This is a genomic window from Xanthobacter sp. AM11, assembly GCF_047444035.1.
Classification (GTDB): domain Bacteria; phylum Pseudomonadota; class Alphaproteobacteria; order Rhizobiales; family Xanthobacteraceae; genus Xanthobacter.
Genome location: NZ_JBLAOA010000001.1, coordinates 680,544 through 697,777, shown reverse-complemented (window position 1 = coordinate 697,777; position 17,234 = coordinate 680,544). Strand labels below are relative to the sequence as shown.

At 71.0% G+C, this 17,234-nt stretch carries 18 protein-coding genes; 14 read left to right on the top strand and 4 right to left on the bottom strand.

The window, feature by feature from the left end:
* The first annotated feature begins 2 nt into the window (after positions 1 to 2).
* From ACI7BZ_RS03335 to ACI7BZ_RS03315, 5 genes are read left to right on the top strand one after another with little or no spacing between them, the layout of a single operon-like run.
* Entirely contained in the window at positions 3 to 356 is a 354-nt protein-coding gene (locus ACI7BZ_RS03335) for a Na+/H+ antiporter subunit C (protein WP_414115777.1), read from the top strand.
* Complete coding sequence (locus ACI7BZ_RS03330) at positions 353 to 1,882, top strand: monovalent cation/H+ antiporter subunit D (RefSeq protein ID WP_414115776.1); 1,530 nt, start codon at positions 353 to 355, stop codon at positions 1,880 to 1,882. The genes ACI7BZ_RS03335 and ACI7BZ_RS03330 overlap by 4 nt, the downstream gene beginning before the upstream one ends.
* A 1-nt stretch (position 1,883) precedes the next feature.
* Positions 1,884 to 2,375, top strand: coding sequence for a Na+/H+ antiporter subunit E (locus ACI7BZ_RS03325; RefSeq protein WP_414115775.1), 492 nt, complete (start codon positions 1,884 to 1,886; stop codon positions 2,373 to 2,375).
* Positions 2,372 to 2,641, top strand: a complete 270-nt coding sequence (locus ACI7BZ_RS03320; RefSeq protein ID WP_414115774.1) for a K+/H+ antiporter subunit F — start codon at positions 2,372 to 2,374, stop codon at positions 2,639 to 2,641. The genes ACI7BZ_RS03325 and ACI7BZ_RS03320 overlap by 4 nt, the downstream gene beginning before the upstream one ends.
* Positions 2,642 to 2,651: 10 nt before the next feature.
* Positions 2,652 to 3,026 carry a Na+/H+ antiporter subunit G gene (locus ACI7BZ_RS03315; protein WP_414115773.1) on the top strand — a complete coding sequence of 125 codons (375 nt, stop codon included), beginning with the start codon at positions 2,652 to 2,654 and terminating at the stop codon, positions 3,024 to 3,026.
* A 10-nt stretch (positions 3,027 to 3,036) separates the two neighbouring features.
* Here ACI7BZ_RS03315 and ACI7BZ_RS03310 read toward each other — a convergent pair whose 3' ends face one another.
* The gene (locus ACI7BZ_RS03310) at positions 3,037 to 4,302 is read right to left on the bottom strand and encodes a D-amino acid dehydrogenase (protein WP_414115772.1); all 1,266 of its coding nucleotides are present in this window, start codon (positions 4,300 to 4,302) and stop codon (positions 3,037 to 3,039) included.
* Between the two features lie 465 nt (positions 4,303 to 4,767).
* Here ACI7BZ_RS03310 and ACI7BZ_RS03305 point away from each other — a divergent pair, with 465 nt between their 5' ends.
* The 3 genes from ACI7BZ_RS03305 (at position 4,768) to ppk2 (ending at position 6,630) form a co-directional block, all read left to right on the top strand.
* Positions 4,768 to 5,010 (top strand): hypothetical protein, encoded by a 243-nt coding sequence (locus ACI7BZ_RS03305; RefSeq protein ID WP_414115771.1) that lies wholly within the window; start codon positions 4,768 to 4,770, stop codon positions 5,008 to 5,010.
* 267 nt (positions 5,011 to 5,277) lie between these two features.
* The gene (locus ACI7BZ_RS03300; RefSeq protein ID WP_414115770.1) at positions 5,278 to 5,766 is read left to right on the top strand and encodes a hypothetical protein; all 489 of its coding nucleotides are present in this window, start codon (positions 5,278 to 5,280) and stop codon (positions 5,764 to 5,766) included.
* Between the two features lie 48 nt (positions 5,767 to 5,814).
* Complete coding sequence (gene ppk2 / locus ACI7BZ_RS03295; protein WP_414115769.1) at positions 5,815 to 6,630, top strand: polyphosphate kinase 2; 816 nt, start codon at positions 5,815 to 5,817, stop codon at positions 6,628 to 6,630.
* Between the two features lie 33 nt (positions 6,631 to 6,663).
* Here the strand turns inward: ppk2 and ACI7BZ_RS03290 are convergent, their stop codons facing one another.
* Positions 6,664 to 7,911 (bottom strand): MFS transporter, encoded by a 1,248-nt coding sequence (locus ACI7BZ_RS03290; RefSeq protein WP_414115768.1) that lies wholly within the window; start codon positions 7,909 to 7,911, stop codon positions 6,664 to 6,666.
* Between the two features lie 274 nt (positions 7,912 to 8,185).
* Positions 8,186 to 8,431, bottom strand: a complete 246-nt coding sequence (locus ACI7BZ_RS03285; RefSeq protein ID WP_414115767.1) for a hypothetical protein — start codon at positions 8,429 to 8,431, stop codon at positions 8,186 to 8,188.
* 726 nt (positions 8,432 to 9,157) lie between these two features.
* Between ACI7BZ_RS03285 and treS the strand changes: the two genes are divergently transcribed.
* Together treS and ACI7BZ_RS03275 are read left to right on the top strand one after the other, a co-directional pair.
* Entirely contained in the window at positions 9,158 to 12,415 is a 3,258-nt protein-coding gene (gene treS / locus ACI7BZ_RS03280) for a maltose alpha-D-glucosyltransferase (protein ID WP_414115766.1), read from the top strand.
* 166 nt (positions 12,416 to 12,581) lie between these two features.
* Positions 12,582 to 12,890 carry a hypothetical protein gene (locus ACI7BZ_RS03275; RefSeq protein WP_414115765.1) on the top strand — a complete coding sequence of 103 codons (309 nt, stop codon included), beginning with the start codon at positions 12,582 to 12,584 and terminating at the stop codon, positions 12,888 to 12,890.
* A gap of 60 nt (positions 12,891 to 12,950) precedes the next feature.
* Here the strand turns inward: ACI7BZ_RS03275 and ACI7BZ_RS03270 are convergent, their stop codons facing one another.
* Positions 12,951 to 13,907 (bottom strand): pirin family protein, encoded by a 957-nt coding sequence (locus ACI7BZ_RS03270; RefSeq protein ID WP_414115764.1) that lies wholly within the window; start codon positions 13,905 to 13,907, stop codon positions 12,951 to 12,953.
* 204 nt (positions 13,908 to 14,111) lie between these two features.
* Between ACI7BZ_RS03270 and ACI7BZ_RS03265 the strand changes: the two genes are divergently transcribed.
* The 4 genes from ACI7BZ_RS03265 to ACI7BZ_RS03250 all read left to right on the top strand — a co-directional run bounded on the left by ACI7BZ_RS03265 (position 14,112) and on the right by ACI7BZ_RS03250 (position 17,203).
* Positions 14,112 to 14,276 (top strand): Flp family type IVb pilin, encoded by a 165-nt coding sequence (locus ACI7BZ_RS03265; RefSeq protein ID WP_414115763.1) that lies wholly within the window; start codon positions 14,112 to 14,114, stop codon positions 14,274 to 14,276.
* Positions 14,277 to 14,302: 26 nt separating this feature from the next.
* Entirely contained in the window at positions 14,303 to 14,782 is a 480-nt protein-coding gene (locus ACI7BZ_RS03260; RefSeq protein ID WP_414115762.1) for an A24 family peptidase, read from the top strand.
* A gap of 180 nt (positions 14,783 to 14,962) precedes the next feature.
* Complete coding sequence (locus ACI7BZ_RS03255) at positions 14,963 to 16,333, top strand: leucyl aminopeptidase family protein (RefSeq protein WP_414119079.1); 1,371 nt, start codon at positions 14,963 to 14,965, stop codon at positions 16,331 to 16,333.
* 3 nt (positions 16,334 to 16,336) lie between these two features.
* Entirely contained in the window at positions 16,337 to 17,203 is an 867-nt protein-coding gene (locus ACI7BZ_RS03250; RefSeq protein WP_414115761.1) for a C40 family peptidase, read from the top strand.
* Positions 17,204 to 17,234 lie beyond the last annotated feature (31 nt).

Sequence of the window (17,234 nt, the reverse complement as noted above, 5' to 3'; positions counted from 1 at the left end):
CCATGGAGCTGCTTGTCGCGCTCGCCATCGGCGTGCTCACCACCGTGGGCATCTACCTGCTGCTGCGCGCCCACACCTTCCCGGTGATCCTCGGGCTCACCTTCCTGTCCTATGCGGTGAACCTCTTCCTGTTCGCCATGGGGCGCCTCGCCATCGACCGGCCGCCGGTGATCGCGCCGGACGCGGCCGGCTATACCGATCCCCTGCCGCAGGCCCTGGTGCTCACCGCCATCGTCATCTCCTTCGGCATGACGGCGCTCATCGTGGTGCTGGCCCTGCGCGGCTATTTGGAGACCGGCTCCGACCGCAGCGCGCTCGACGCCCCCCGCCACAGCGACGAGGGAGGCGAGGCATGAGCGCGCCGCTCGACCAGCTCATCATCCTGCCGGTCCTCCTGCCGGCCATGACCGCGGCCTTCCTGGTTCTGGCGCTGCGCCACCACCTGCGCCGGCAGCGCGGGGTCTCCATCGCGGTCACGGTGCTGCTGGTGGGCGTCGCCGCCGTGCTGTTCGCCCAGGCCGGCGACGGCACGGTCCGCGCCTACCGGCTGGGCGACTGGCCGGCACCCTACGGCATCACCTTGGTGCTGGACCGGCTTTCCGCCACCCTCCTGCTGCTCACCGCCGTGCTCGCCCTGGGCGTGGTGCTCTATGCGGCAGGCGGCGCGGACGGGCGCGGGCGCCATTTCCATCCTTTGTTCCAGTTCCAGCTCATGGGCATCACCGGCGCCTTCCTCACCGGCGACGTGTTCAACCTGTTCGTCTTCTTCGAGGTGATGCTGATCGCCTCCTACGGCCTCATGCTGCACGGCGGCGGGCCGGCGCGGTTGAAGGCGGGCTTCCAGTATGTGGCCATCAATCTTCTGGCCTCGGTGGTGTTCCTGGTGGGGGTGGGGCTCATCTATGCCGTCACCGGCACCCTCAACATGGCCGACCTTGCGGTGAAGGTGCCGCAGGTGGCGGCGGCGGATGCCGCGCTGCTGAAGGTGGGGGCGCTGCTGCTGTTCCTGGTGTTCGCCACCAAGGCGGCGCTGGTGCCGCTGCACTGGTGGCTTCCGGCCACCTATGCCGGCACCTCCGCGCCGGCGGCCGCGATGTTCATGATCATGACCAAGGTGGGCGCCTATGCCATCATCCGGGTCTACGGGCTGGTGTTCGGCGAAGGTGCCGGGCCGCTGGCGCTGGCGGCAGCGCCGCTGGTGCTTCCGGCGGCGCTGGTGACGCTGGCGGTGGGGGCGGCGGGGCTGGTGGGCAGCCGCACCCTGCGCGATCTTGCCGCCTTCGCGGTCATCGCCTCCATGGGCACGCTGCTGGTGGCCATCGGCCTGTTCGATGCCGCGGGGCTTTCGGCCGGGCTTTATTACCTCGTCCACTCCACCCTTGCCGGCGCGGCTCTCTTCCTCATCGCCGGGCTGGTGCAGGAGCAGCGCGGCGCCGCCAGCGACCGGCTGGTGAGCGCGCCGGCCATGGCGGGCGAAACGCTGCTGGGCGGCCTGTTCTTCCTCGTGGCCATCGCCCTGGTGGGGCTGCCGCCTTTGTCCGGCTTCCTCGGCAAGGTGATGATCCTGGAGGCGGTGCGCGGCGCGGCCGCGTGGCCGTGGATCTGGGCCATCATCCTGGGCGCGAGCCTGTTCATGACCTTCGGCTTCGCGCGGGCGGGCTCGGTGCTGTTCTGGGCCAGCGGGCCGGTGGTCGAGACGAAGCCGCCGCCGGCCCTGCCCGTGGCGGCGGTGGTGGGGCTCGTCGGGCTCCTGGCCATCTGGACGCTGGCGGCCGGGCCGGTGTCGGACCTGCTCCGGCTCACCGCCTCCCAGGCCCTGGACCGCTCCGCTTATATCGGCGCGGTGCTGGGGCCGGACGTGCGGCTTGCGGCGGGAGACTGACATGCGCGCGCGCCTGCTGCCCCATCCCCTGCTCACGGTGCTGGTCACCCTCGTCTTCGTCTTCCTCATGAATGCGGTGACGCCGGGCGTGGTGGTGCTGGGGCTGGTCCTCGGCCTCGCCATCCCCCTTCTCACCGCGCCCTTCTGGCCCGGGCGCCCGCGGCTGAAGGCGCCCCTCACCATTGCCGCTTATGGGCTGGTGGTGCTGTGGGACATCGTGGTGTCGAACATCGAGGTGGCGCGGCTGATCCTGTTCCGGCGCGGCGAGAGCCTGCGCACGCGCTATGTGAGCGTGCCCCTCGACCTTGCCACCCCGGAGGCCATCGCCATGCTCGCGGGCACCATCACCATGACGCCGGGCACGGTGAGCGCGGACCTTTCCGCCGACGGCCGGGCGCTGCTGGTGCACTGCCTCGACACCGGCGACCCGGAGGCCACGGTGGCCGCCATCAAGGCGCGCTACGAACGCCGGCTGAAGAGGATCTTCGAATGATCGCCGCCGCCGTCGCCATCGCGGGGGGCGCCATCTGCCTCGCCATCGCGCTCACGCTCTACCGTCTCGTGGTGGGGCCGGACGCCACCGATCGCGTGCTGGCGCTGGATACGCTGGTGATCGAGACCATCGCGCTCATCGTGCTCGGCGGCATCGCCTTCGGCAGCGCCATGTATTTCGAGGCGGCGCTGCTGTTCGCCATGGTGGGGTTCGTGACCACCGTGGCCTTCTGCAAGTTCCTGCTGCGCGGCAACGTCATTGAATAGGAGCGGCCCCATGCATGTCCTGGTCGAGGCGCTGGTCGCCGGGCTCATCCTCATCGGCGCCTTCTTTCTCCTGGTCGGCGCGCTCGGGCTCGCGCGGCTGCCGGATCTGATGCGGCGGCTGCACGGCCCCACCAAGGCGACGACGCTCGGCATCGGCGCGCTGCTCATCGCCTCCATGGTCTATTTCGCGGCGGTGCGCGGCAGCTTTTCCATCCACGAGCTGCTCATCACCCTGTTCCTGTTCCTCACCGCGCCGGTCAGCGCCCACATGTTGGCCAAGGCCCATATCCTGCTGACACCGCAGGAGCGGGACCGGCTGCCGCCGACGGGAACCCCCTCGGGATGGGCCACCCTGGATGATGGCCACGGCGAAGCGGGAAAATGAGCGCGGCCGCTCAGGCGGCGGCGGCGTAGCGCGCCATGGCGAGGTCGGCGGTGTCGATGTCGGGAGCGCGGCCGCCGATGAGGTCGGCGAGCACCCGGCCCGAGCCGCAGGCCATGGTCCAGCCCAGGGTGCCGTGCCCGGTATTGGTGAAGAGGTTGGGCAGGGCGGTGGGGCCGATGATGGGGGTTCCGTCCGGCGTCATGGGGCGCAGGCCGGTCCAGAAGCTGGCGCGGGAGATGTCGCCGCCGGTCGGGAACAGGTCGCCCACGGAATGGGCCAGCGTGGCGCGGCGCGGCTCGCGCAGGGTGAGGTCGAAGCCGGCCAACTCGGCGGTGCCGCCCACCCGGATGCGGTCGCCGAGGCGGGTGATGGCCACCTTGTAGGTCTCGTCCATCACCGTGGAGCGCGGGGCCGCATCGGGGTCGGTCACCGGCAGGGTGATGGAATAGCCCTTCACCGGATAGACCGGCAGGCGGATGCCCAGGGGCCGCAGCAGCGCCGGCGTGTAGCTGCCCATGGCCGCCACGTAGAGATCGGCCGTCACCACCTCGCCGCCCTTGAGCACCGCCCCGCTCACCCGCCCGCGGTCGTGCCGCAGGGCCTCCACGCTCGTGCCGTAGCGGAAAATGACGCCCTGCCGGGCGCAGATTTCGGCGAGCCGCTGGGTGAAGAGAAAGGCGTCGCCGGTCTCGTCGCCGGGCAGGCGCAGGCCGCCCACGAACTTTTCGCGCACCCGGGCGAGGGCGGGCTCGGCGCGGATGCAGCCGGCGGGGTCCAGCACCTCGTAGCGCACCTGGTGGGCGTCGAGCACCACGGTGTCGTCGGCCACGTGGTCGAGCTGCTTTGCGGTGCGGAAAAGCTGGAGCGTGCCGAGGGTGCGCTCGTCATAGGCGATGCCGGTTTCCCGGCGCAGGGCGTCGAGGGCGTCGCGGCTGTATTCGGCCAGGCGCACCATGCGCGCCTTGTTGCGGCGGTAGGCCGCCTCGGTGCAATTGGCGAGCATGCGGGCGAGCCAGACATAGAGGGCGGGATCAAGGCTCGGCCGCACCACCAGCGGGCGATGGTGCATCAGCAGCCACTTGATGGCCTTGAGCGGAATGCCCGGGCCGGCCCAGGGGGCGGAATAGCCGGGGGAGACCTGCCCCGCATTGGCGAAGGACGTTTCCATGCCCGCGGCCGGCTGGCGATCGAGTACGGTGACCTGATGGCCGGCCTTCGACAGGTAATAAGCGGAAGCGGTTCCCACCACGCCGCTGCCGAGAACCAGGATGTGCATGGTCGATGATCCTTCGGATCGCTCGTCCGTCCCGCCGCGCGCGCGGGGGCGGCGGGACGGGGCGGGTCGGCAATGGCACATTCTACGCCGGACTGTGGCGCAGTTCCCTGTGATCCAGCAAATTTCGTGCCTCCGGCCCGGCCGGTTGCTGCCGTCGCCGCCGGCCGTTCCCGCCCCTGCGGCGGCCTGCCGCGCCGGTATCCGAAGATGTAACGCCCAAACCTTGATCATGATCAAAGAATGGTCGTTCGCCGGCTTCTAGCCTTGCTGCGGTTGACGGGGCGCCTTCGGGCGCCTACGGCGCGGCCCCGGGCACAACCGGGGTGCGCGCTCCTGCCGGTGTGCCCGGCGGGAAAGGCCCTGTCCGGCGGGCCGTGCATTCCGGGAGTGCCTTCCTGCGGAAGGGGCTTCTGCGGGGCGCCCCTCCGGGAATTTTGATGATCTGCTTCCAGAGGAGATGATGTGATGTCCGCCCTTGCCAAGCGCGTCGAGTTTGCCGAAGCCCCGGCCCAGAAGGCCGACGACGTTCTCATCCATGTGCGCTTCAGCCCCAACGCCGATGTCTTCACCATCGACCGCTGCCCGGAGGGCGTGGCCCCGAAGGCTTGGTTCGAGCGCCTTTACCTGGGCGCTGCCCCCTATTACCGCACGCTGGCCAATGGCCGCGGCTTCTTCCGCATTCCCAGCGAGACCTTCGCGGCGCTCTGAGTCGCCGGAAGAAACATTCTCGCAGCAAGGCCGGCGCCGGCTTCCCGCGCCGGCCTTTTGCTGTGCGCGGCGCCGAAGCGCGCGCCGGTCTCGCGGTAGGGCGCATTCCTCCCTCCGGCGCCGGGGCCGCTGGGGACAAAGCGGAAATTTCCCTGGCGCCGGGCGGGCGTCGCAGGAAAGGGATTGATATCGGTTAAGGACATGCGTCCTTATCTGGTGAAACTCCGGCCGCCATCGAGGGCGCCGCGGGAAAACGGGGAGACTGCCATGCCGCAATCCGCACAGAGCAACAAGCAGAGCACGCTGGGTGACGAGACCTTCATGTCGGCCGAAGACCTGCGGTCCTACATGCAGGAAGTCGAGCAGGCGAAGCTCTCCAAGGAAATCGCCGCCATGGACCGCGCCGACAAGGCGCGCGACGAACTGGTCAAGACCCTGTCGCAGCCCATCGACCTGACCCCCGAGCTGCTGCAGGAGATCACCCACAACCTGCTCACCAAGATCCGCCTCGCGGCCCAGCGCGGCGAGACCGAGATCATGGTGATGCGCTTCCCCAACACCCTCTGCAACGACAAGGGCCGCGCCATCAACAATGCGGAAGAGGGCTGGCCCGACACCCTCACCGGCCGCCCCCGCCAGGCCTTCGAGCTGTGGCGCGACCACCTGCGCCCGGCCCACTACAAGCTCAAGGCCATGATCATCGACTGGCCGAACGGCATGCCCGGTGACGTGGGCTTCTTCCTCTCCTGGGCGTGACGCCACCAGGAAGGACCAGACCCGACAAAAAGAAGAAGGGAGGCCGCCATGGCCGACAAGGACGGAACCGACGGCGGGACGTCGGACAAGGAGCCGATGAAGCGCAAGGAATATGAGCGCAAGCTCAAGGACCTGCATGCGGAGCTGGTGAAGCTCCAGCTCTGGACGAAGCACACCGGCGCCAAGGTGTGCGTCGTCTTCGAGGGGCGGGACGGCGCCGGCAAGGGCGGTGTCATCAAGGCGATTTTGGAGCGGGTGAGCCCCCGCACCTTCCGCGTGATGGCGCTGCCGCCGCCCACCGAGCGCGAAAAGTCGCAGATGTTCATCCAGCGCTACCTGCCGCTGCTGCCGGCGGCGGGCGAGATCGTCATCTTCGACCGCTCCTGGTACAACCGGGCCGGGGTGGATCGCGTCATGGGCTTCTGCACCGACGAGATGGCGAAGAAGTTCCTTTCCGCAGTGCCCTATGTGGAAAAGGCCATCGTCGAATCCGGCGTCATCCTGCTCAAATACTGGCTGGAAGTCTCCGAGGAGGAGCAGACCCGGCGCATGGAAAGCCGTATCGACGATCCGCGCAAGATCTGGAAGCTCTCGCCCATGGATCTGGAATCCTATTCGCGCTGGTATGATTATTCCCGCGCGCGGGACGAGATGTTCGAGGCCAGCGACACCCAGTGGGCGCCGTGGTTCGTGGCCCATTCCGACGACAAGAAGCGGGCGCGGCTCAACATCATCTCGCACATGCTTTCGCGCATCCCCTATGAGGAGGTGCCGCGCGAGAAGATCGAGCTGCCCAAGCGCCAGAAGGCCCATGGCTATCAGGAGGCGGACTATGCCCGCCACCTGGTGCCCGAGCGCTACTGAGCGCCCCGCCGCCGGCGCCCTGCCGCACCAGCCTCAGGGTGCCCGGCCGAGGGCGGGCCGGCCGGCGTCGCTTCCCTTCGCCGGGGCGGGCTGCGCGCGCCGGTCGAGGGCGCAGGACAAGGCCGCCAGCGCCAGCGCCAGGCCGGCGATGGCCGCGCCCATGAAGGGCAGGTCGCCATAGGGCAGGCCCAGGGTCAGGGCGAGCCCGCCGGCCCAGGCGCCTATGGCGTTGCCGAAGTTGAAGGCGCCCTGGTTGAGGGTGGAGGCAAGGTTGGGCGCCTGCGCCGCCTCGTTCACCACCCGCAGCTGCAGCGGCGCGATGAGGGCGAAGGCGGCAATGCCCCAGGCCAGCAGCGTCAGCGCCGCGGGCACCGCCCACTGGACGGTGAAGGCGAACAGCCCCAGCAGGGGGACGATGGCCGCGAGCACGCCGATGACCGACGGCATCAGCCGCCAGTCGGCAAGGCGGCCGCCCAGGACGTTCCCCACCGTGAGCCCGACCCCGAACAGCAGCAGCATCAGCGTCACGCTGGAGGTGCCAAGGCCGGTCACCGTCGTCAGGAGCGGCGTGATGTAGGTGAAGACGCTGAACAGGCTGGCGGAGGACGCCACCGAGATCAGCATGGCGAGAACCACCTGCCGGCTGGCCAGCACCCGCGCTTCCACCGCAAGGCGCATGGGCGTGAACGGCAGGTTGCGCGGCAGGAAGGCGGCAAGCGCGGCGGCGGCGCCAAAGCCGATGACCACCACCGCAAGGAAGGTGCTGCGCCAGCCCAGCGCCTCGCCCAGCGCCGTGCCGGCGGGCACCCCCAGCACATTGGCGAGGGTGAGGCCGGCGAACATCATGGCGATGGCCTGCGCCTTGCGGCCCGGCAGCACCAGGGCGGCGGCCACCACCGCACCGAGGCCGAAGAAGGCCCCGTGGCACAGGGCCGTGAGCACCCGCGCGCCCATCAGCAGCCAATAGGACGGCGCCAGCGCGCACAGGAGGTTGCCGAGGATGAAGACGCCCATGAGCAGCAAGAGGGCGCGGCGCCGGTCCATGCGCGCGGTGGCCACCGCCAGGAACGGGGAGCCGAAGGTCACCGAAAGGGCATAGCCGGTCACCAGAAGTCCCGCCTGCGGAATGGTGACGGCAAGGTCGCCCGCCACCTGGGGCAGCAGCCCCATGATGACGAATTCCGTGGTGCCGATGCCGAAGGCGGCAGCGCCGAGGGCGAACAGGGGCAGGCGCGGGTGGCCGTGCCGCGGGGCGGACGGGGCGCCGGGTTGTGCTGTCATGGCAAGGCCGGGGCAGGGGGCAGGCACCGGCACCGCAGGGTGCCGGCATGGATGCCTTCCAGTCTATGCCGCAATGCAGCATGCGCCAAATGAATTTCGGGAAGTCAGCCCGGTCGCCCGGGGCATGGGTTCCGGCGGCGGGTGGCGGCACCGCAGGCCGGGCGCGCTCGGCCCTGAAACCACCCGGGCCGGCAGGTGCCGGCCCTGAAACCTTATGGGCCGGCGGGTGTCCCGTCAGGCGCTGCGATCGCGCCCTGCGGGAAGTTTCGCAAGGCTACATCAGCCGGCGCGGGGTGTCCGCCGGAACGAGCCGCATGGCATCGGCGAAGGTCTCGAAGGCAACCCAGGCGCGGCGTTGCAGATCCGGAAGGCGGGCCGCCTCCATCTGGTCGAGCAGCATTTCGGCATGCTCGCGCACAGGGTGGGAACGCACGAAACCGATGGCATCGTCGAGCGAGCGAAGCACGATGCAGGAGCCATCGACACAGACCTTCAGCGGGCGGCGGGCAGCTTCATACATGGATCATTCCTCCGTGGCAGGCAGCGTGGCTGCGTTCTTCTTCTGCCGGCGGACTGCGCCGCGCACCTCCCTCGTTCGGGGGAAGGTCCGCATCCGCAACGCATATGGCCGGAGAGCGGGCCGGAGGCTCCCTGAGCCCGCTCATCCCGGAAAACGCCGGACGGGCCGTGCGGTTCCGGCCGCGCGGATTTTTTCGCGCCGGCGATCCTCGATGCACGGTTCCGGCTGCGGGCCTGGTGGTTCGACCGCGACAGATGGAACCCATCTGTCGCAAGCAGGTCGAACCACAACTATTCGATATGGTGGATCAATTTTTCGAAACGGATGGGTACCATCCGTTTCGGTTGATCCACCAGCTGCGGCATCCTCCATTTTCGGGATGCGGGCGGGGTGGGGCATCCGGCAAATGGGCGGCGCGAACGGTGATGCGTTGCCGGTCGCGCCAGCCGGACGGCATTCCCCCGCATGCCGTCCGGCTGCCCCATTCACGGGGCAGAACGGCTGCCGGCGCTTCGGCGCGCCGCCACGGCCGGTACGGCATCGGAACCGCCACGCTCCAGCAGCGTTGAAAGGGGGAAGGGCCGTCCGGCCCTCGCATCCGCCCCTATCCGCCATGCGTCGGTTCAAGGACTGCCGTGCCCCGATCCTTCCTCCCTCGCCTCCCGTGCCGCCTTGCCCCCAGCCCCGCCGCGCGGGCCATGCTTCCGCCTGCCGGGGGTGCCGCCCATGGCTGATCCCGTCACCGCCGGCGACGATCCGCTCTGGTACAAGGATGCGATCATCTACCAGCTGCACGTGAAGTCGTTCTTCGATGCCAATGATGACGGCATCGGCGATTTCCGCGGCCTCATCTCCCGGCTCGACTACATCGCCGATCTCGGCGCCACCGCCGTCTGGCTCCTGCCCTTCTATCCCTCGCCGCGGCGCGATGACGGCTACGACATCTCCCTCTACGAAGGCGTCTCGCCGGACTATGGCACCATGGACGAGGCCCGCCGCTTCATCGCCGAGGCGCACGCCCGCGGGCTGCGGGTGATCACCGAGCTGGTCATCAACCACACCAGCGACCAGCACCCCTGGTTCCAGGCGGCGCGGCGGGCGCCCAAAGGCAGCCCGGAGCGGGACATCTATGTCTGGGCGGACGACGACCGGGGCTATCCGGGGGTGCCCATCGTGTTCTGCGACGTGGAGAAATCCAACTGGACCTGGGACGAGGTGGCCGGCCAGTTCTACTGGCACCGCTTCTACGCCCATCAGCCGGACCTCAATTTCGACAATCCGCAGGTGCTGGAGCGCGTCTTGTCCGTCATGCGCTTCTGGCTCGACCTCGGGGTGGACGGCCTGCGCCTGGATGCGGTGCCCTATCTGGTGGAGCGCGAAGGCACCGATTGCGCCAACCTGCCGGAAACCCACGACATCCTGCGGCGCATCCGCGCCCATCTGGATGCCCATTATTCCGGCCGGATGCTGCTGGCCGAAGCGAACCTGTGGCCCGAGGACACCCAGCAATATTTCGGCGCGGCGGCGGACGAATGCCACATGGCGTTCCATTTTCCGCTGATGCCGCGCATGTACATGGCCATCGCCAAGGAGGACCGCTTCCCGGTCACCGACATCCTGCGCCAGACTCCGGCCATCCCGGCCACCTGCCAATGGGCCATCTTCCTGCGCAACCACGACGAATTGACGCTGGAAACCGTCACCGACGCCGAGCGCGACTATCTGTGGAACGTCTATGCGGCGGACCGGCGGGCGCGCATCAACCTGGGCATCCGCCGCCGCCTGGCGCCGCTCCTGGAGCGCGACCGCCGGCGTATGGAGCTGATGAACGCGCTGCTGCTCACCCTGCCCGGCACGCCGGTGATCTATTACGGCGACGAGATCGGCATGGGCGACAATATCCACCTGGGCGACCGCGACGGGGTGCGCACCCCCATGCAATGGTCGCCGGACCGGAACGGCGGCTTCTCCCGCGCCGATCCCGAGCGCCTCGTCCTGCCGGCGATCCAGGACCCGCTCTATGGCTTTGCCGCCGTGAATGTGGAAGCCCAGCAGCGCGACGCCCATTCCCTGCTCAACTGGACCCGCCGCTTCCTGGCGGTGCGCCGGCAGAATGCCGCCTTCGGGCGCGGCGGCTTCCGCCTGCTGTTCCCGCGCAACCGGCGCATCCTCGCCTTCCTGCGCGAGCTGGAGGGGGAGGCGGTGCTGTGCGTCGCCAATCTCGCCCGCACCCTGCAGGGGGTGGAGCTGGACCTTGCCGAGTTCGAACGCCGGGTGCCGGTGGATCTGGTCAGCGGCACCAGCCTGCCGGCGCTGGGGCGGGCGCCCCTCGTGCTCACGCTGCCGCCCTACGGCTTTTATGCCTTCCGCCTTTCGGCGACGGCGGCGGAGCCGTCCTGGCGCGATCCGGCGCCGGAGGCACTGCCGGAATTCGCCACCCTGGTCATCCGCGACGGCCTCATGGGCGCCCTTTCGGAACAGCATCGCGCCCTCCTGGAGCAGGAAGCGCTGCCGCAATATCTCGCCCGCCGCCGCTGGTTTCCCGGCAAGGAGGGGGAGATCGGCGCGGTGCGCGTCGCCTGGGTCATGCGGCTTCCCGGCACCGAGCGGGAGGTGGCGCTGGCGGAGATCGAGGCGCAGGTTTCCGGCCGCACCGAGCGCTGCCTGATGCCCCTGTGCATCGCCTGGGAGGACGAGCACCCCCCCGCCATCGCCGAGCAGTTGGCCCTCACCCGGGTGCGGCAGGGCCGGCGGGTGGGCTTCCTCACCGATGCGGCGGTGCGCGACGGCCTGGCCCGTGGGGTGGTGCGCGCCCTGCGCCAGAAGGTGCCCGTGCCCTTGCCCGACGGCGGCGCCATCGCCTTCTCCCCGTCCTCCCATCTGGACGGGCTGGAGGTGCCCCGCGACAGCGCCGGCACCCTGGCGGAGGCCGACGAGCCGGCGGCCAGCCTGGTGCTGGCCGGTCCGGTGGCGGTCAAGCTGTTCCGCCGGGTGGAGTTCGGGCACACGGGGGAGGAGGAGATGGCCCGCTTCCTCACCGAAGCCGGCTTTGCCCATGCGCCGGCGCTGCTCGGCGCGGTGACGCGCAGCGATCCCGAGGGGGCGCGGGCGCCGGTGGCGCTGGTCTACGCCTATGTCCGCCACCAGGGCCGGGGCTCCGACTGGACCACGGCCCAGCTGCAGCGGGCGCTCGATGCCGCCTCCACCACCGCGGACGGCGCCCACCAGCGGTTCGAGGAGGAGATGTCCGGCGTCACCCCGCTGCTGCGCAACGTCGGCCGCCGTCTCGGCGACCTGCATGTGGCCCTGTCCGCCCCCGTTCCCGACCCGGCCTTCGCGCCGCAGGTGGCCGGCACGGACGACATGGAGGCCATGCGCCGGCGCATCGGTGATCGCCTCGCGGCGGCGCGCGGCGTGCTTTCGGTGCTGTCCGCGGCGGATGCGGAGGTGGCCGAGCGGAGCCGCGAGCTGGACGCCCTCGCCGGCCCCCTGGCGGAGCGGCTGCGCGCGGTGTTCGCCGATGCCGGCGGCGCGCTGGTGCGCATCCATGGCTGCTTCGATCTTGATCACGTTCTGGTGACGGGCAGCGATGCCGTCGTCATCGGCGCCCGCGGTGGACGGGACGGCACCGCGGAACGGCAAAGCGCGTGGTGCGACGTGGCCGACCTGCTGACCTCCCTGGAGCGGGAGGTGGCGCGGGTGGCCGCCGATGCGCCGGCCGATGACCGGGATGCCGCGGTGTTGCGTGGCGAGATGCTGGCGCAGTTCCGTGGCCGGGCCGAGCGGGCGGTTCTCGCCGGCTATCTGGAGCGCGCCCCGGCGGGAACAGCATGGCGGCCGCTGGCCGATGCCTTTGTCCTGGAGGCCCAGGCGCGGACCCTCGCAGAGGGCGAGCGGCGCCCGGCCATGGTGCGGGCGCTGGCGGCCGGCCTCTGCCGCCAGGCGGCGCGGCTGACGCGGGCGGCCGACGACGGGCCGGCCTGAGACGGGCGCGGGCGGATCGCGCCGCCGTGCCCCGGAACAGGGTGCGGCGCCGGGGCGTTCCTGCCTGAGCGGGGCTTGCGCGAAGGCTTGTGCGAAGGCTTGTGCGAGGCTTGCGCCGGCCCTGCAGCGTCCTCTGCCCGTCCTGCGGGCCAGCGAGGTATCCATCGTGAACAGCACAGATCCTGTGGCGGCCGCCGCCGCGCAGACCGAGCGCCGCCTGGACGAGGCGCTGGAGGAGAGCTTCCCGGCCAGCGATCCGCCGGCCATCACGCGTGATCCCGTCCCGGTTTCCGCTGCGCCGGCCGAGGGCGCGGAAAGCGCGCGCGCGGCTGCGTGCGAGCGCAAGGCGCACGCCTCAGAAACCCTCGATGAGGCGTTGGACGAGAGCTTCCCCGCCAGCGATCCGCCGGCCATCGTGCAGCCGCACGGGGCGGACGCGGACGAGGCCGCCGCGCGCGACTGCCCCATGCCGTAAGCGGCGTCACGGTCCCGGCGCCAGGGAGCGGCGCCAGGGAGCGGCGCCCGTGTCCCGCTATCAGGGCCGCGGCATCTGCGGGCGGGGGCGGCCGAGGTCGTCGCCCGGCGCCGGGATGAATTCGTCGTGGTCCATGGGAATGAGGTCGAACCGCCCTTCGCGCCATGCCGCCTTGGCGGCCTCCAGCCGGTCGAGGTCGGAGGCCACGAAATTCCACCAGATGTAGCGCGGCCCCTCCAGCGGCTCGCCGCCCAGCAGCATCAGGCGGGCCGCCGTGATTGCCCGCGCCGAGGTGGCGAGGCCGCGGCGGATCACCAGCATCTGGCCGGCGGGGAAGCGGGTGCCGTCCACCTCCACCTCGCCGTCGAGGGTGAACAGGGCGCGGTCCTCGAAGGTGGGGTCGATGGGCAGGAGAGCCCCGGGGGCGAGGGTTATTTCCGCATAGGTGGCGGGGGAGGCCAGCGGCACCGGAGAGGTGGCGCCATAGGCGCTGCCGAGGATGATGCGCGCTGACACGCCCGGTTCGGACACCACCGGCAGCGCCGCGGTGCCGGCATGGAGGAAGGCGGGGGCGTTCTCCTCCTGCGCCTTCGGCAGGGCGATCCAGCTCTGGATGCCGAACAGCGGGCCGCCCCGCGCCTTCACCGCGGCGTCGTGGCGCTCGGAATGGACGATGCCGCGCCCTGCGGTCATCAGGTTCACCGCGCCGGGCTCGATCACCTTCTCGGTGCCGAGGCTGTCGCGGTGGATCATGCTGCCTTCAAACAGATAGGTGACCGTGGCGAGCCCGATATGGGGATGGGGCCGCACGTCCTGCGCCTGCCGGGCGTCGAAGCGCACCGGCCCCATGCGGTCGAAGAAGATGAAGGGGCCGATCATCTGGCCGTGGGTGGAGGGCAGCACCCGCGCCACCTCCATGCCGCCGATGTCGCGGGCGCGGGGAATGATCACCATCTCCACCGCATCGCAGCTGGCGGCGTTTCCGGGAGTGGGGTCGGGGCAGGGGGAAAAGCTCATGGCATGAGAGTGCCGCGGCAGGGGCGCAAGGTCAAAGCCTGCCGCCGGGAAGGGAGCGTTTACCCTTTGCGCAGGCGCCCGGCGCGCGGGGCGGCCCGGGCCGCGCATCTTTACTTCCCTGCAAGGGACCGCGCCTAGCGTCGGCCGGTGCGGCACAGGTGCCGCTTTCAATCCCGCTCCCGGACCCTGATCGGAACAATGTCCATGAAGCTTCTCTTTTCCCGCTTCATCCAGGAAGAGGATGGCTCGACCGCCCTGGAGTACGGCCTCATCGCCGCCGGCCTGTCCATCGCCATCGTGACGGTCCTGGTGCAGATCGCCTCCACCTTCTCCCGCCTCCAGGCGTCCGTCGCCTCGGCCGCGAACTGAGGACGGGACCCCTCCCGATGGCGCCCATGCAGGTTTCGGAAGTCATCCTCCTCGGGCTTTATCCGACCGCCCTGTGCGCCGCCATCGGCAGCGATCTTGCCCGCCGCATCATCCCCAATCTGGTGGTGCTGATCCTGCTTGCGGGGTTTGCGGCCCTGCTCTTCCTCATGCCCCTGCCGGACCTGTCGCTGCGCCTGCTGGTGGCGGGGGCGGTGACGGCGCTGGGCTTCTCCCTGTTTGCGGAAAACCTCATCGGCGCGGGCGATGCCAAGCTCGCCGGAGCGGTGATGCTGTGGGTGGACCCGCTGCAGGTGCCCGCCTTCCTGGCGGCGAGCGGAATTCTCTGCGGCCTGCTCACCCTCGCCGCGGCGGCCGAGCGCCGGCAGATGCGGGCGCGGTCCGCCTTCGGCATCCTGGCGCACAGCCAGAGCCTGCCCTATGGCGTCGCCCTGGCCGGCGCGGGGCTGCTGCTGCATCCCTTCTCCAGCCTGCTGCAGGCCGCCTGAACTGGCCCGGTCGGGCCGGGGCATCGCCGCACCCGCCGGTTGACTCCACCGGATCTGATCCGGCTATAGAACCGCACCCGACCGGCCCGCAGGACGGCGCTGCCCAGATCGGACGGTCCAGTTTCGGCGCCGCCCTCCCGCGGTCGGGGGACCGGAGGCGGCGCGAGGAGTTTGCCCATGATGGATTGCCTCGCTCCCGCGTCCGATTCCGCTTCCGCCCTCCCGGTCTGGTGCGTCACCAAGGAGACCTTCGCCACCCTCGCTCTGCCTGAAGACGCGCGGCGCTTTGCCGATGCGGCGGGATTTTCCGCCGCCGCCGGCAAGTTCCTGCTGCTGCCGGGCCGCGACGGCGGCATTGCCGGCGCCCTGTTCGGCGTGGCGCCGGGCCCGCGGGCAGATGCCTTCGCCGCGGGCGCGCTGCCGGCCCTACTGCCGGCCGGAACCTTCCGGCTGGAGGGGGAATTGGGCAACCCGCGGCTCGCCGCGCTCGCCTTCGCCCTCGGCACCTACAGCTTCACCCGCTACAAGGCCGGGACCCCGCGCCCGGCCCGCCTCGCGCTGCCGCAGGGGGTGGACGAGGCCGCCCTGCGCCGCACGGTGGAAGCGGTGACGCTGACCCGCGACCTCGTGAACACCCCCGCCAACGATCTCGGCCCCGCCGAGCTGGAAGACGCCGCCCGCGCCCTCGCCTCCCGCCATGGCGCGCGCCTGCGCACGGTGGTGGGCAACGACCTGCTGGCCGCAAACTTCCCGCTGATCCATGCGGTGGGCCGCGCCGCCCCGCGCGCGCCGCGCCTCATCGAGATCCGCGCCGGCGCTCCGGGCCTGCCTAAGGTGACGCTGGTGGGCAAGGGCGTGTGCTTCGACACCGGCGGGCTGGACCTGAAGCCCTCCTCGGCCATGCTGCTGATGAAGAAGGACATGGGCGGGGCGGCGAATGCCCTGGGCCTCGCCCACCTGCTGCTCGCCCGCGGGGCGCGGCTGGACCTGCGCGTGCTCATTCCCGCGGTGGAGAATTCGGTGTCCGGCGCGGCCTTCCGCCCGGGCGACATCCTGCGCAGCCGCAAGGGGCTTTCGGTGGAGGTGGGCAACACCGACGCGGAAGGCCGCCTCGTCCTCGCCGACGCCCTCGCCCTGGCCGACGAGGAGGCGCCCGACCTGCTCATCGATTTCGCCACCCTCACCGGCGCGGCGCGGGTGGCGCTGGGGCCCCAGCTGCCCCCCGCCTTCACGCCCGACGATGATCTGGCCGCCGACCTCGCCCGGTTCGCCGCGGCGGAAGCCGATCCCCTGTGGCGGCTGCCGCTCTGGGCGCCTTATGCGGGGATGCTCGATTCCAAGATCGCCGATACCAACAACGTCTCCTCCGGCGCCTTCGCCGGCGCCATCACCGCGGCCCTGTTCCTGGAGAAGTTCGTGGGCGCGGCGCGCTCCTGGCTGCATCTGGACATCTTCGCCTGGAACCCCACGGCGCGTCCCGGCCGGCCGGAGGGGGGCGAGGCGCAGACCATCCGCGCCCTCGACGCCCTCATCGCCGAACGCCACGGCTGAGCCATGCCGCAGGAGCTGACAGCCCCGCGCGATCCGCGCCGCACCCCGGCCCGCCCGGACCTCGCCGCCGCCGGCCTGGAGGGCGTCGTCGCCGCCGCGCGCTACGTGGCGGGGGAGGTGCGGCGCGTGGCCGTGCCCGTGGCGCCCCTGTGCCGCCGCCCCGCCGGCGATGCGCCGCTGGAGACGCAGGCGCTCCACGGCGAGAGCGTGCGGGTGTTCGAGGACGACGGGGAGGGCTGGTCCTGGGTCCAGCTGGAGGCGGACCTCTATGTGGGCTACATGCCCACCGACGCCCTCGCCCCCCTGGCCCTGCCGCCCACCCACCAGGTGTGCGCGCTGCGCACCTTCGTGTTTCCCGGGCCCGACATCAAGCTGCCGCCGCGCGAGGCGCTGGTGGCGGGCAGCCGGGTGATGGTGGGGGAGGTACGCGGCGCCTTCGCCGTCACCCCCGAAGGGTTCCTGCCATGGGTGCATCTGTGCGCCCTGGGCGAGCGGGAGGCGGATTTCGTGGCGGTGGCCGCGCGCTATCTCGGCGTGCCCTATCTGTGGGGCGGCCGCTCCAGCCTGGGCATCGACTGCTCGGGCCTGGTGCAGGCGGCGCTGGCGGCGGCGGGCCTCATGGCCCCGCGCGACAGCGACATGCAGGAGGCGGAGCTGGGCGCGCCTGTGCCCCTCGATGCCCCCGTGCGGCGCGGCGACCTCCTGTTCTGGCCCGGCCACGTGGCCATCGCCGAGGACGCGGACACGCTGCTTCACGCCAATGCCTTCCACATGATGGTGGCCCGGGAGGGGCGGGCCGAGGCGCTGGCGCGCATCGCCGATGCCGGCCTGTCCCTGCGCGCCATCCGGCGCCTGCCGCAGCCCCGCTGAGCCGCCCGCCACCGCTGGACCGCAGACGGAC

Excerpts from the sequence above, each read along its gene's own strand:
- ACI7BZ_RS03285 (WP_414115767.1), bottom strand. The coding sequence starts at position 8,431 with ATGTATGAAGCTGCCCGCCGCCCGCTGAAGGTCTGTGTCGATGGCTCC.
- ACI7BZ_RS03255 (WP_414119079.1), top strand. The coding sequence starts at position 14,963 with ATGGATTGCCTCGCTCCCGCGTCCGATTCCGCTTCCGCCCTCCCGGTC.
- ppk2 (WP_414115769.1), top strand. The coding sequence starts at position 5,815 with ATGGCCGACAAGGACGGAACCGACGGCGGGACGTCGGACAAGGAGCCG.
- ACI7BZ_RS03305 (WP_414115771.1), top strand. The coding sequence starts at position 4,768 with ATGTCCGCCCTTGCCAAGCGCGTCGAGTTTGCCGAAGCCCCGGCCCAG.
- ACI7BZ_RS03290 (WP_414115768.1), bottom strand. The coding sequence starts at position 7,911 with ATGACAGCACAACCCGGCGCCCCGTCCGCCCCGCGGCACGGCCACCCG.
- treS (WP_414115766.1), top strand. The coding sequence starts at position 9,158 with ATGGCTGATCCCGTCACCGCCGGCGACGATCCGCTCTGGTACAAGGAT.
- ACI7BZ_RS03300 (WP_414115770.1), top strand. The coding sequence starts at position 5,278 with ATGCCGCAATCCGCACAGAGCAACAAGCAGAGCACGCTGGGTGACGAG.
- ACI7BZ_RS03315 (WP_414115773.1), top strand. The coding sequence starts at position 2,652 with ATGCATGTCCTGGTCGAGGCGCTGGTCGCCGGGCTCATCCTCATCGGC.
- ACI7BZ_RS03335 (WP_414115777.1), top strand. The coding sequence starts at position 3 with ATGGAGCTGCTTGTCGCGCTCGCCATCGGCGTGCTCACCACCGTGGGC.
- ACI7BZ_RS03320 (WP_414115774.1), top strand. The coding sequence starts at position 2,372 with ATGATCGCCGCCGCCGTCGCCATCGCGGGGGGCGCCATCTGCCTCGCC.
- ACI7BZ_RS03325 (WP_414115775.1), top strand. The coding sequence starts at position 1,884 with ATGCGCGCGCGCCTGCTGCCCCATCCCCTGCTCACGGTGCTGGTCACC.
- ACI7BZ_RS03310 (WP_414115772.1), bottom strand. The coding sequence starts at position 4,302 with ATGCACATCCTGGTTCTCGGCAGCGGCGTGGTGGGAACCGCTTCCGCT.
- ACI7BZ_RS03260 (WP_414115762.1), top strand. The coding sequence starts at position 14,303 with ATGCAGGTTTCGGAAGTCATCCTCCTCGGGCTTTATCCGACCGCCCTG.
- ACI7BZ_RS03270 (WP_414115764.1), bottom strand. The coding sequence starts at position 13,907 with ATGAGCTTTTCCCCCTGCCCCGACCCCACTCCCGGAAACGCCGCCAGC.
- ACI7BZ_RS03250 (WP_414115761.1), top strand. The coding sequence starts at position 16,337 with ATGCCGCAGGAGCTGACAGCCCCGCGCGATCCGCGCCGCACCCCGGCC.
- ACI7BZ_RS03330 (WP_414115776.1), top strand. The coding sequence starts at position 353 with ATGAGCGCGCCGCTCGACCAGCTCATCATCCTGCCGGTCCTCCTGCCG.
- ACI7BZ_RS03265 (WP_414115763.1), top strand. The coding sequence starts at position 14,112 with ATGAAGCTTCTCTTTTCCCGCTTCATCCAGGAAGAGGATGGCTCGACC.